This window comes from Enterobacter cloacae complex sp. CARB60, assembly GCF_036487345.1.
Lineage (GTDB): Bacteria > Pseudomonadota > Gammaproteobacteria > Enterobacterales > Enterobacteriaceae > Enterobacter > Enterobacter asburiae_D.
The window spans coordinates 4,324,852-4,337,268 of record NZ_JAZKLC010000002.1; the positions used below are offsets into that span (position 1 = coordinate 4,324,852).

11 protein-coding genes are annotated in these 12,417 nt (G+C 56.8%); 7 read left to right on the forward strand and 4 right to left on the reverse strand.

Going from position 1 to position 12,417, the window contains the following annotated elements; all coding sequences use genetic code 11:
• Position 1 precedes the first annotated feature (1 nt).
• The gene (locus tag V4835_RS21835; RefSeq protein WP_063144968.1) at positions 2-733 is read right to left on the reverse strand and encodes a response regulator; all 732 of its coding nucleotides are present in this window, start codon (positions 731-733) and stop codon (positions 2-4) included.
• 256 nt (positions 734-989) lie between these two features.
• Here V4835_RS21835 and fdhF point away from each other — a divergent pair, with 256 nt between their 5' ends.
• The 3 genes from fdhF (at position 990) to V4835_RS21850 (ending at position 4,408) form a co-directional block, all read left to right on the forward strand.
• Positions 990-3,137 carry a formate dehydrogenase subunit alpha gene (gene fdhF, locus V4835_RS21840; protein ID WP_331413703.1) on the forward strand — a complete coding sequence of 716 codons (2,148 nt, stop codon included), beginning with the start codon at positions 990-992 and terminating at the stop codon, positions 3,135-3,137.
• A gap of 322 nt (positions 3,138-3,459) precedes the next feature.
• Positions 3,460-3,612: a Hok/Gef family protein gene (locus V4835_RS21845; protein ID WP_042719158.1), complete on the forward strand. Its 153-nt coding sequence runs from the start codon at positions 3,460-3,462 to the stop codon at positions 3,610-3,612.
• A 121-nt stretch (positions 3,613-3,733) separates the two neighbouring features.
• Positions 3,734-4,408, forward strand: coding sequence for a tetratricopeptide repeat protein (locus V4835_RS21850; RefSeq protein WP_331413705.1), 675 nt, complete (start codon positions 3,734-3,736; stop codon positions 4,406-4,408).
• Between the two features lie 80 nt (positions 4,409-4,488).
• On the opposite strand, the gene gltP is transcribed toward V4835_RS21850, so the two are convergent.
• Entirely contained in the window at positions 4,489-5,802 is a 1,314-nt protein-coding gene (gltP, locus tag V4835_RS21855) for a glutamate/aspartate:proton symporter GltP (RefSeq protein WP_023310067.1), read from the reverse strand.
• A gap of 423 nt (positions 5,803-6,225) precedes the next feature.
• Here gltP and acs point away from each other — a divergent pair, with 423 nt between their 5' ends.
• The 3 genes from acs (at position 6,226) to actP (ending at position 10,279) form a co-directional block, all read left to right on the forward strand.
• Positions 6,226-8,184 (forward strand): acetate--CoA ligase, encoded by a 1,959-nt coding sequence (acs, locus tag V4835_RS21860; protein WP_063144971.1) that lies wholly within the window; start codon positions 6,226-6,228, stop codon positions 8,182-8,184.
• A gap of 134 nt (positions 8,185-8,318) precedes the next feature.
• Positions 8,319-8,633: a DUF485 domain-containing protein gene (locus V4835_RS21865; protein WP_063144972.1), complete on the forward strand. Its 315-nt coding sequence runs from the start codon at positions 8,319-8,321 to the stop codon at positions 8,631-8,633.
• Positions 8,630-10,279 carry a cation/acetate symporter ActP gene (gene actP / locus V4835_RS21870; protein ID WP_063144973.1) on the forward strand — a complete coding sequence of 550 codons (1,650 nt, stop codon included), beginning with the start codon at positions 8,630-8,632 and terminating at the stop codon, positions 10,277-10,279. Before V4835_RS21865 ends, actP begins: the two co-directional genes overlap by 4 nt.
• 35 nt (positions 10,280-10,314) lie before the next feature.
• Here actP and V4835_RS21875 read toward each other — a convergent pair whose 3' ends face one another.
• Together V4835_RS21875 and V4835_RS21880 are read right to left on the reverse strand one after the other, a co-directional pair.
• Complete coding sequence (locus V4835_RS21875; protein ID WP_331413708.1) at positions 10,315-11,004, reverse strand: LrgB family protein; 690 nt, start codon at positions 11,002-11,004, stop codon at positions 10,315-10,317.
• Positions 10,997-11,407, reverse strand: coding sequence for a CidA/LrgA family protein (locus V4835_RS21880; protein ID WP_021242769.1), 411 nt, complete (start codon positions 11,405-11,407; stop codon positions 10,997-10,999). The genes V4835_RS21875 and V4835_RS21880 overlap by 8 nt, the downstream gene beginning before the upstream one ends.
• A gap of 102 nt (positions 11,408-11,509) precedes the next feature.
• On the opposite strand from V4835_RS21880, the gene V4835_RS21885 reads away from it, so the two are divergent.
• Positions 11,510-12,397 carry a LysR family transcriptional regulator gene (locus tag V4835_RS21885; protein ID WP_331413709.1) on the forward strand — a complete coding sequence of 296 codons (888 nt, stop codon included), beginning with the start codon at positions 11,510-11,512 and terminating at the stop codon, positions 12,395-12,397.
• The last annotated feature ends 20 nt before the right edge of the window (positions 12,398-12,417 follow it).

Consider the following 12,417-nt stretch of genomic DNA (forward strand, 5'->3'; position numbering starts at 1 on the left):
ATTACGCCGCTTTCTCACTATGGGAAACGTCGGTGGCAAACACATAGCCCAACCCACGGATGGTTTTGATGAGCGCGGGCTGATGCGGGTTAGCCTCGATCTTCCGGCGCAGGCGCATGATCAGCACGTCAATCGTGCGGTCGAACACGTCGGCGCTTTCGCTGTGGGTCAGCTCAAGCAGACGATCGCGGCTCAGCACCCGGCGGGCATTTTGCGTGAGCGCCAGCAGCAGGCCGTACTCGCCCTGGGTTAAGGGCACGGTATTCCGCTGCGGATCGCTCAGCTCGCAGCGGGTGGTATCAAGCGTCCATCCGTTAAAAGCAATGCCCGCGACGGGCGCTGCGGGGGCTTCTGCGGCAAGCACGCCGGTACGGCGCAATACCGCTTTAACGCGGGCGACCACCACGCGCGGGTTGAACGGTTTGCCAATATAATCGTCGGCCCCCATCTCCAGCCCTACCACCACGTCTGACTCACTGCCCAGCCCGGTTAACATCACAACCGGTAGCGCCGGTCGCTGCTTTTGCAGCTGCAGCAGAACCTGCAGGCCGTTGATATCCGGCAGCATCATGTCCAGCAGCACAAGCGCGATATTCGGCTCCTGTTGTACCTGCCGCAGTGCATCCTGGCCGTTATGGCAGACAAGCACGCTAAAGACGTGCTCGCTCAGCACGTCCTGAAGCAGTTCGCAGACTGCCGTATCGTCATCAACCACCAGAATCGCCGGTTTCATCGTATGCTTCCGTCAGGGGATTATGTTAAGTCTGAACCATTCTGCCGTCGGCTCCAGTCAAATGGTTTTTTCAGTGACGGAAATTCAACCCATGTCACATCCGCTGCCCTGTCGACACGTCAATTTTGACGATTGGCTGTTTTTTGTCAGGGTTTTCACCGCGAATGGGCCGTAAAGTCAGGGTATACCCATACGAAAAACATGGCATAGAAGCTGCATAGTGGGTGCGAATGATTCGATTAACTGGAGCAGACTGATGAAAAAAGTCGTCACGGTTTGCCCTTATTGTGCCTCAGGTTGCAAGATCCACCTGGTGGTCGATAACGGCAAAATCGTCCGGGCAGAGGCCGCACAGGGGAAAACCAACCAGGGCACGCTATGCCTGAAAGGTTACTACGGCTGGGATTTTATTAACGATACCCAAATCCTCACCCCGCGCCTGAAAACCCCAATGATCCGCCGCGAGCGCGGCGGCAAGCTGGAAGCCGTCAGCTGGAGCGAGGCGCTGGATTACGTCGCTACGCGCCTTAGCGCCATCAAGGCCAAATATGGCCCGGATGCGATTCAGACCACCGGCTCTTCACGCGGGACGGGGAATGAAACCAACTATGTGATGCAAAAATTCGCGCGCGCCGTTATTGGAACCAATAACGTCGACTGCTGCGCTCGCGTCTGACACGGCCCATCGGTTGCAGGTCTGCACCAGTCGGTCGGTAACGGCGCAATGAGTAATGCCATCAACGAGATAGATAATACCGATCTCGTCTTCATCTTTGGTTATAACCCGGCGGATTCTCACCCTATCGTCGCGAACCACGTTATTCGCGCCAAACAGAATGGGGCGAAAATTATCGTCTGCGATCCGCGTAAAATTGAAACCGCGCGCATTGCGGATATGCACATCGCGTTGAAAAACGGCTCGAACATCGCGCTGTTGAACGCCATGGGGCACGTAATTATCGAGGAGAATCTGTACGACCAGGCGTTTGTCGCCACCCGTACGGAAGGCTTTGAAGAGTATCGGAAAATTGTCGAAGGCTATACGCCAGAGTCGGTGGAAACGATCACCGGCGTCAGCGCGCAGGAGATCCGCCAGGCGGCACGGATGTACGCAGCAGCGAAAACCGCCGCTATCCTGTGGGGCATGGGCGTGACCCAGTTCTACCAGGGTGTGGAAACCGTGCGTTCCCTGACCAGCCTCGCCATGCTGACCGGCAATCTGGGTAAAGCGCACGTCGGCGTCAACCCGGTACGCGGTCAGAATAACGTCCAGGGCGCGTGCGATATGGGCGCGCTGCCGGACACCTATCCTGGCTACCAGTACGTGAAGTTCCCGGAAAACCGCGCCAAGTTCGCGAAAGCCTGGGGCGTGGAAAGCCTGCCGGAACACACCGGATATCGCATCAGCGAGCTGCCGCACCGCGCGGCGCACGGCGAAGTGCGTGCGGCCTACATCATGGGTGAAGATCCGCTCCAGACCGACGCCGAGCTGTCTGCGGTGCGCAAAGGATTTGAGGATCTCGAGCTGGTGATTGTCCAGGATATCTTCATGACCAAAACCGCGGCGGCGGCGGATGTGATTCTACCGTCGACCTCCTGGGGCGAGCATGAAGGCGTCTATACGGCGGCGGACCGCGGCTTCCAGCGCTTCTTTAAAGCGGTCGAGCCGAAGTGGGATTTGAAAACGGACTGGCAGATCATCAGCGAAATCGCCACCCGCATGGGCTACCCGATGCACTACAACAACACTCAGGAGATCTGGGACGAGTTGCGCAGCCTGTGTCCGGACTTCTACGGCGCCACCTATGAAAAAATGGGTGAGCTGGGGTACATCCAGTGGCCGTGCCGCGATGAGTCCGAAGCCGACCAGGGGACGTCGTATCTTTTTGAAGAGAAGTTCGACACCCCGAACGGGCTGGCGCAGTTCTTCACCTGCGACTGGGTCGCGCCAATCGATAAGCTCACCGATGAGTATCCGATGGTGCTCTCCACCGTGCGTGAAGTGGGCCACTACTCCTGCCGTTCAATGACGGGTAACTGCGCCGCGCTGGCGGCGCTGGCGGACGAACCGGGCTACGCGCAAATCAACACCGCCGACGCGCAGCGCCTGGGTATTGAGGACGAAGCGCTGGTGTGGGTGAACTCGCGCAAAGGGCGGATCATCACCCGTGCGCAGGTCAGCGATCGTCCGAACAAAGGGGCGGTCTATATGACCTACCAGTGGTGGATTGGCGCCTGCAACGAGCTGGTAACGGAGAACTTAAGCCCGATAACCAAAACGCCGGAGTATAAATACTGCGCCGTGCGCGTGGAGCCGATTGCGGATCAGCACGCAGCGGAACAGTATGTGATCGACGAATATAACAAGCTGAAAGCCCGACTGCGCGAAAGCGCTATGGGGTGAAGCCGTTAATTCATCGTTGAATAAAGGGAGTGAGATATTCACTCCCTTTTTATTTATGCTTAATATATTAATAATATCAATTATTATTCTGGAAACCGGCTCGCAGAAATAATGTAATTTTCGCGAAAAAGAATTACATCTTTGCATTTTAATTCAGAGGGATAAGATGTGCGGCGGGTGCTTAAGACTTTCTGTCTTGAGCATTGTTGAGGGACAGAAAGTAGGAAGCCCCGGGAAATTTTCATTTACCCGAGGCTACTCCCTCAACAACCAACAGGTTGAGAGTAGCCTCTTATTCTTTTTTTGACAAGGAGTAAAAGGCATGACGCCATTAAAAACTGCGTTAGGCATCGTCTTTATTATTTGCCTGACGATAGTGATATTTACCTTTATTACTCGCGGCAGGCTCTGCGAGTTTTCAATAAAGAGTGAGCATCAGGAGGTGGCGGCTAAATTAGCCTGCAACGCAGGCTAACCTCTACGGGCGGAACATGGGTTCCGCCCGGCTTGTAGGATGCTGAGGTCTTAATGCACCCATTTTTTTCTTCCGCCACCGCGATTATACTGCGCGGCGTGTACCCAGATGATAAGAATCCATGAAACCCATTTTTCTGTTGTTATTCTTTTTAACCTCGTGCGTCTACGCGGATGAGATAGGCAGCCAGTATCAGAAGCAGGCGGAAGCCGGCGATGCCCGCGCCCAGTATTATCTTGCTGATACGTACTTCAGTTCCGGTGACAGCAAGCAGGCAGCGCTGTGGGCAGAGAAAGCCGCAAAAGGCGGCGATGTTGACGCCATGGCGCTGCTATCACAAATCCACTTTACGCAGGGCGATTACGCACAGGCCAAAGCCCTGGCGCAACAGGCAAACATTGCTGGCAGCAAGCGCGGCGCGATCATGCTGGCACGCGTGCTGGTGAACACCCAGGCGGGGAAAACCGACTATCCGCAGGCCATTAAACTGCTGCAAACGGCGACCGAGGATATCGACAGCGACTCCGCGGTTGATGCGCAACTGCTGCTGGGGCTGATTTATGCCAACGGCGTTGAAGTGGCGCAGGATGACGCTCAGGCGGCTGCGTGGTTTAAGCGCAGTTCGTCTCTGTCGCGTACGGGATATGCAGAATACTGGGCTGGGATGCTGTTCCAGCAGGGCGAGAAAGGCTTTATCACACCTAATAAACAGAAAGCGCTGTACTGGTTGAACCTGAGCTGTACGGAAGGGTTTGATACGGGATGCGAAGAGTTTGATGCGTTGAGCGGAGAATAAAGTGCCGGGTGGCGGCTTCGCCTTACCCGGCCTACAAAACCCGTAGGCCCGGTAAGCGCAGCGCCACCGGACTTAGGATGTTACTGGTCAGCCGTCTTATCAAAGCGACCCAGCACCTCGCGTTCATACGCCAGCGCTTTTTTACGGTCGAATTTGTGTTCCCACTTGGCGATAACCAGCACCGCCAGGGCATTCCCCACCACGTTCAGCGCCGTACGCGCCATGTCGAGGATACGGTCCACACCGGCGATAAATGCCAGACCTTCCAGCGGAATACCGACGCTGCCGAGCGTCGCCAGCAGCACCACGAAGGAGACGCCCGGAACGCCTGCAATACCTTTGGACGTCACCATCAGCGTCAGCACCAGCACGATCTCCTGCCACAGAGACAGGTCAATGCCGTACAGCTGCGCAATAAAGATAGCGGCGATACTCTGGTACAGCGTCGAACCATCCAGGTTAAAGGAGTAGCCGGTCGGTACCACGAAGCTGGTAATAGAGGCAGGCGCGCCGTAGGCTTCCATCTTTTCAATGATACGCGGCAGCACGCTCTCAGAGCTTGCCGTGGAGTACGCCAGAATCAGTTCATCTTTCAGGATACGAATCAGGATCCAGATGCTCAGCCCGCACAGGCGCGCCACGATCCCCAGCACCACCAGCGCGAAGAACAGAATGGCGAAATGCACCAGGAGCACCAGCTTCGCCAGCGGCCACAGGGAAGCAAAACCGAAGTTCGCCACGGTGACGGCGATAAGCGCAAACACCCCTACCGGCGCGTAGCGCATCACCATGTGGGTCACTTTAAACATGGTTTCGGAGATAGAGCGGAACACGGTCACCAGCGGTTCGCGATGCGTCGCTGGCAGAGAAGAGAGTCCCAGACCAAACAGCACCGAGAAGAAGATGATAGGCAGCATCTCGCCCTTCGCCATCGACGCCACGATGTTGGTCGGCACCAGCGACAGGATAGTGCCCATCAGGCCATGCGCGTGGCTCTGCACGTCAGCGGTCGTACTTTGGTATTTCGAAATATCCACCGTTGCCAGCTGCGACATATCAATCCCGGAACCCGGCTGGAACACGTTCGCCAGCGTGATACCGAGGATAATCGCAACCGTAGTGATCACTTCGAAATAGATAATGGTTTTCGCACCAATACGGCCTAACTGCTTCGCATCGCCGACGCCCGCAATACCGACAACCAGCGTCGAGATCACAATCGGCACCACAATCATCTTGATCAGATGAATAAAGATATCCCCTGCCGGTGAGAGCAGGTTCGCAATCAGCCATTCGCGGCTGTCGCTGTGATAGTGGAGGTAACTGCCCAGCAAGATGCCCAGCACAAGGGCGATTAAGATCTGCCAGGCAAGGCTGACTTTAACGTTTTTCATAGAAACTGACTTCCTCAATGAAGCGCCTTATTCACTCAAACTGCATGAATATGGAGACATACTGAAAGGGTATGAATTGTGTTGCGTTGGTTTATGGGATTTTTTAACGCGGCGTATGAGTATCATTTGCGCGACCTGTTGCGCAAGCCTTAAAGAACGACGCGTTTCACTCACAAAAGCGACGATGACGGGAGTTTGTTCTAATTCTGATAAATAACCTTTTGTTATAAAAAAGCTTTTTTAAACATAAATGTGAATAATCGTCAGCATAAATTATTTTCCTTCAAAGTTTCATTCGCTCATTTTTCATACTCTTCAAACAATGCGTGATCTGTAGCCCAAATACTAAACAAAGCTTGTAAAGCCCCTACAATTAACGTTTTTGCGACATATTATTAACATCTTACAAGGAGAAAAAAAGCCATGAGCCAAATCCACAAACATGACATTCCCGCAAATATTGCGGACCGTTGCCTGATCACCCCGGAGCAGTACCACGAGAAATATCAGCAATCTATCACCGCCCCGGACACCTTCTGGGGCGAACAGGGCCATATCCTTGACTGGATCAAACCTTATCAGAAGGTGAAGAACACCTCCTTTGCGCCCGGCAATGTCTCCATTAAATGGTATGAAGATGGCACGCTGAACCTGGCGGCGAACTGCCTTGACCGTCACCTTGCCGAGCGCGGGAACGAGACGGCCATTATCTGGGAAGGCGATGATGCCTCCCAGAGCAAACACATTACCTATAAAGAGTTGCACCGCGACGTGTGCCGCTTCGCCAACGTCCTGCTGGAAAAAGGCATTAAAAAAGGCGATGTGGTCGCTATCTATATGCCGATGGTGCCGGAAGCGGCGGTGGCCATGCTGGCCTGCGCGCGTATCGGCGCGATTCACTCGGTGATTTTCGGCGGGTTCTCGCCAGAAGCGGTTGCGGGTCGTATTGTCGATTCAAGTTCAAAACTGGTGATCACCGCCGATGAAGGCGTGCGCGCCGGACGCGGTATCCCGCTGAAGAAAAACGTCGACGAAGCGCTGAAAAACCCGAACGTCAAAACGGTCAGTAACGTCATCGTCCTGAAGCGTACCGGCGGAAAAATCGACTGGAACGAAGGGCGCGACCTGTGGTGGAGCGACCTGATTGAAAAAGCGAGCGACCAGCATCAGCCGGAAGAGATGAACGCAGAAGATCCGCTCTTCATTCTTTATACCTCCGGCTCAACCGGTAAGCCGAAAGGCGTGCTGCACACCACCGGCGGCTATCTGGTCTATGCGGCCACCACCTTCAAATACGTTTTCGACTACCATCCGGGCGACATCTACTGGTGTACCGCCGACGTGGGCTGGGTCACCGGACACAGCTACCTGCTGTACGGCCCGCTGGCCTGTGGCGCAACAACGCTGATGTTTGAGGGCGTACCAAACTGGCCGACCCCGGCGCGCATGTGTCAGGTGGTCGACAAACACCAGGTCAACATTCTCTACACCGCGCCAACGGCGATCCGCGCATTAATGGCGGAAGGCGATAAAGCCATCGAAGGCACGGACCGTTCTTCATTGCGCATCCTCGGTTCCGTGGGTGAGCCAATCAACCCGGAAGCCTGGGAGTGGTACTGGAAGAAAATCGGCAACGAGAAATGCCCGGTGATGGACACCTGGTGGCAGACCGAAACCGGCGGCTTCATGATCACCCCGATGCCGGGCGCCACGCAGCTGAAGGCCGGTTCCGCAACCCGTCCGTTCTTCGGCGTGCAGCCTGCGCTGGTGGATAACGAAGGCAACCCGCTGGAAGGCGCCACCGAAGGCAACCTGGTGATCACAGACTCCTGGCCGGGTCAGGCGCGTACCCTGTTCGGCGATCACGATCGCTTCGAGCAGACCTATTTCTCGACCTTTAAAAACATGTACTTCAGCGGCGACGGCGCGCGTCGTGACGAAGACGGCTATTACTGGATAACCGGGCGCGTGGACGACGTGCTGAACGTCTCCGGCCACCGTCTGGGCACCGCTGAGATTGAATCGGCGCTGGTGTCGCATCCGAAGATTGCCGAAGCCGCCGTTGTCGGTATTCCGCACAACATCAAAGGCCAGGCGATTTACGCCTACGTCACCCTGAACCACGGCGAAGAGCCGTCGCCAGAGCTGTATACCGAAGTGCGCAACTGGGTCCGTAAAGAGATTGGCCCGCTGGCGACGCCGGACGTGCTGCACTGGACCGACTCGCTGCCGAAAACCCGCTCCGGCAAAATTATGCGTCGTATCTTGCGCAAAATCGCGGCAGGAGACACCAGCAACCTCGGCGATACCTCAACGCTCGCGGATCCTGGCGTGGTGGAAAAACTGCTCGAAGAGAAGCAGGCCATCGCGATGCCTTCCTAGCGTTTTCTCCCTCTCCCCGTGGGAGAGGGCCGGGGTGAGGGCATCAGACCGCACCTTCCTCCCCTCACCCTAACCCTCTCCCCAAAGGGAGAGGGGACTAAAAACAAACCTACCTTACCTTTGGAGACTCTGTGATGAATAACGATATTTGTCAGCAGATAGAGAATAGTGCGCACTACAGGGAGCTCGTCGATAAGCGGCAACGGTTTGCCTTCATCCTTTCCATCATCATGCTGGTTATCTACGTCGGCTTTATTCTGCTGATCGCCTTTGCCCCGCACTGGCTGGGCACCCCGCTGCACGAGGGGACCAGCGTGACGCGCGGCATTCCGATTGGTATTGGCGTGATTGTGATTTCATTCCTGCTGACCGGCGTCTACGTCTGGCGCGCGAACGGTGAATTCGATCGTCTTAACAGAGAAGTCCTGCGTGAGGTAAAAGCATCATGAAGCGAGTTCTGACGGCGCTCGCCGCCACACTTCCCTTTGCCGCCCACGCGGCGGATGCCATTACCGGCGAGGTCCAGCGCCAGCCAACCAACTGGCAGGCGATTATTATGTTCCTGATTTTCGTCCTGCTGACGCTCTATATCACCTACTGGGCGTCGAAACGCGTGCGCTCCCGTAATGATTACTACACCGCAGGCGGCAACATTACCGGCTTCCAGAACGGGCTGGCGATTGCGGGTGACTTTATGTCCGCCGCCTCGTTCCTCGGGATCTCCGCGCTGGTGTACACCTCCGGCTATGACGGCCTGATCTACTCCCTCGGCTTCCTCGTCGGCTGGCCGATCATCCTGTTCCTGATTGCCGAGCGCCTGCGTAACCTGGGCCGCTATACCTTCGCAGACGTGGCCTCGTACCGTCTGAAGCAGGGGCCGATTCGCACCCTCTCCGCCTGCGGCTCGCTGGTGGTGGTGGCGCTGTATCTGATTGCGCAGATGGTGGGCGCGGGTAAATTGATCGAACTGCTTTTCGGCCTGAACTACCACATCGCGGTGGTGCTGGTTGGCGTACTGATGGTGATGTACGTGCTGTTCGGCGGCATGCTGGCGACCACCTGGGTGCAGATCATCAAAGCGGTTCTGCTGCTGTTCGGCGCCAGCTTTATGGCCTTTATGGTGATGAAGCACGTCGGCTTCAGCTTCAATAACCTGTTCACCGAAGCGATGGCGGTCCACCCGAAAGGAGAAGCGATCATGAGCCCGGGCGGGCTGGTGAAAGACCCAATATCGGCGCTCTCACTGGGTCTAGGACTGATGTTCGGTACCGCGGGTCTGCCGCATATCCTGATGCGCTTCTTTACCGTGAGCGATGCGCGAGAAGCGCGCAAAAGCGTCTTCTACGCCACCGGTTTCATGGGTTACTTCTATATCCTGACCTTTATCATCGGCTTTGGCGCGATCATGCTGGTGGGGGCGAACCCAGCCTTTAAAGACGCGGCGGGCGCGCTGATTGGCGGTAACAACATGGCGGCGGTGCACCTGGCCGACGCGGTGGGCGGTAACCTGTTCCTCGGCTTTATCTCCGCCGTGGCCTTCGCCACCATTCTGGCGGTGGTTGCAGGGCTGACGCTGGCCGGCGCGTCTGCGGTGTCGCATGACCTCTACGCCAACGTCATCCGCAAAGGCGCGAGCGAGCGCGACGAGCTGAAGGTCTCGAAAATCACCGTGCTGGTGCTGGGCGTAGTGGCGATTCTGTTAGGCATTCTGTTCGAGAAGCAGAACATCGCCTTTATGGTGGGGCTGGCCTTCTCGATTGCGGCAAGCTGTAACTTCCCGATCATCCTGCTCTCCATGTACTGGTCGAAACTGACCACCCGTGGCGCAATGATTGGCGGCTGGCTGGGGCTGCTGACGGCGGTGATCCTGATGATTCTGGGCCCAACCATCTGGGTGCAGATCCTCGGTCACGCCAGCGCTATCTTCCCGTATGAATACCCGGCGCTGTTCTCTATCGCCGTGGCGTTTATCGGCATCTGGTTCTTCTCGGCCACCGACAACTCGCCGGAGGGTAACCTGGAGCGTGAGAAATTCCGCGCCCAGTTTATCCGCTCTCAAACGGGATTAGGTATCGATCAGGGTCGTGCACATTAATCGACTGACCTCCCCGGCCGCACTGGCCGGGGAAATTAAAACATCACCCACGCCACCAGCGGCGCAATCAGCACCATCACCACGCCTGAGAGCATCATCACCAGGCTCGCGACAACGCCCTCCTGCTGACCCAGCTCATACGAACGTGCCGTGCCCGCCCCGTGCGACGCCGCGCCAAACCCTGCCCCTTTTGCCATCCCTTCACGGATCGACAAGCGCAGGAATAGCATATCGCCGACCGCCATACCGAACACGCCCGTCACGACAACAAACAGCGCTACCAGATCCGGCTGCCCGCCGAGCGGTTTAGCCGCCGCCAGCGCAAACGGCGTGGTTACCGAACGCACGGCCAGGCTGCGCTGAATTTCATCGGGCAGCGTAAACAGCCGCGCCAGCCAGACCGAGCTACAGACCGCCACCACCGTTGCGGTGAGCACGCCCGCGCTGAGCGACATCCAGTGGCGTTTGATAATCGCCAGGTTGTCGTAAACGGGGACGGCAAAGGCGATGGTCGCCGGGCCGAGCAGCCACAGCAGCCAGTGGGATTCACCAATGTAGTTTTGCCAGGAGATATGGCCGAAGACCAGCATCATCACCAGCAGGATCGGCGTGAAGACCAGCGGCATCAGCGGCAGGGCGTGAAAGCGGCGATACAACCGCTTGTTGGCAAAGTAGATAATTAGCGTGGCAAGCAGGCACAGCACGCTAACCTGAAAGTTAGTCATGTTTGTGCCTGCTGATTTCAAAGCGATACACTTTATCCACCACCCAGGCGGTCGCCCCCAGCACCATCAGCGTACTCAGCGCGATAACGGCAAAGATTCGCCAGCCGTCCACCATCAGCAGCTGCGCGTAGTTCACCACCGCCACCACGGCAGGGACAAAGAACAGCAGCATCTCCGCCAGCAGCCAGCGCGCCCCGGCGCGCACCCAGTTAAGGGGGATCACGCGACACAGAATAAGCGTCAGCATCAGCAGCATCCCGACAAGGTTGGCAGGCAGCGGCAGATGCAGCCAGCCGACAAGATATTCCGCGAAAACAAACAGTCCCGCATAGAGCAGTACCTGAACCGGGACCTGGAGTCGTTGCACAACGGCAGGCGTAACACGGCTTAACGCCACGGCCATGAAGGGTTTCCTCAAAAATGAGACGAGGCGCCAGTATAGAGACCGCACGGTGTGGACTGAAATGAATTAAAATCATCAAAGGTATAGTTTCGAGGAATAATCATGGACATAAGAACGCTGCGCTATTTTGTCGAAGTGGTTCGTCAGCAAAGTTTTACCCGCGCAGCGGAGAAGTTGTTTGTTACCCAGCCAACCATCAGCAAGATGCTGAAAAACCTCGAAGATGAACTGAACTGTACCCTGCTGATCCGCGACGGGCGCAGGCTGCTGCTGACCGACACCGGACGCGTGGTGTTCGAACGCGGGCTGGCGATTCTGGCGGAGTTCCGCCAGCTGGAAGCGGAGCTGGACGATATCAACCATCTGACCAAAGGGGTGCTTCGCCTCGGCATTCCGCCAATGGTGGGGATGATGATGGCCGGGCCGATTAGCCTGTTTCGCCAGCGCTATCCCGGCGTTGAGCTGAAGATTTCGGAGTTTGGTGGGTTAACCGTCCAGCAGGCCGTCACCAACGGCGAGCTTGACGTGGCAATGACCGCCCTTCCCGTTGAGGAAGAGAGCGGTCTGGCAACGCTTCCGCTCTTTAGCCACCCGCTGTGCGTGCTGGTTCCCCGCTCCGGCGACTGGCTGAAGAGAGACTCGGTGAGGCCTGAACTGCTCGGCGAGCACCCTCTGCTGATCTACAACGAAGATTTCGCCCTCAGCCGCCAGCTGATGACGCTGTTTAGCCAACATGACGTCAAGCCGCGCATTGCGGTGCGTAGCGGACAGTGGGATTTCCTGGCGGCGATGGTGCAGGCAGGCGTGGGGATTGCCATTCTGCCGCAGCCGATTTGCGAGCGTCTGGATAAAAACACGCTGCGCTGGATCCCGCTGGAGAGCGACCTGCACTGGCAGCTGGGGATGATCTGGCGTGAAGGGGTGTATTTATCGCACAGCGCGCAGGCGTGGCTGCAGTGTTGTGAGGGGTTTTGGGTGCCCTCACCCTAACCCTCTCCCACAGGTAGAGG

Coding starts and splice junctions, on each gene's coding strand:
- V4835_RS21835 (WP_063144968.1), bottom strand. CDS start 733: ATGAAACCGGCGATTCTGGTGGTTGATGACGATACGGCAGTCTGCGAA.
- V4835_RS21845 (WP_042719158.1), top strand. CDS start 3,460: ATGACGCCATTAAAAACTGCGTTAGGCATCGTCTTTATTATTTGCCTG.
- V4835_RS21850 (WP_331413705.1), top strand. CDS start 3,734: ATGAAACCCATTTTTCTGTTGTTATTCTTTTTAACCTCGTGCGTCTAC.
- gltP (WP_023310067.1), bottom strand. CDS start 5,802: ATGAAAAACGTTAAAGTCAGCCTTGCCTGGCAGATCTTAATCGCCCTT.
- acs (WP_063144971.1), top strand. CDS start 6,226: ATGAGCCAAATCCACAAACATGACATTCCCGCAAATATTGCGGACCGT.
- V4835_RS21865 (WP_063144972.1), top strand. CDS start 8,319: ATGAATAACGATATTTGTCAGCAGATAGAGAATAGTGCGCACTACAGG.
- actP (WP_063144973.1), top strand. CDS start 8,630: ATGAAGCGAGTTCTGACGGCGCTCGCCGCCACACTTCCCTTTGCCGCC.
- V4835_RS21875 (WP_331413708.1), bottom strand. CDS start 11,004: ATGACTAACTTTCAGGTTAGCGTGCTGTGCCTGCTTGCCACGCTAATT.
- V4835_RS21880 (WP_021242769.1), bottom strand. CDS start 11,407: ATGGCCGTGGCGTTAAGCCGTGTTACGCCTGCCGTTGTGCAACGACTC.
- V4835_RS21885 (WP_331413709.1), top strand. CDS start 11,510: ATGGACATAAGAACGCTGCGCTATTTTGTCGAAGTGGTTCGTCAGCAA.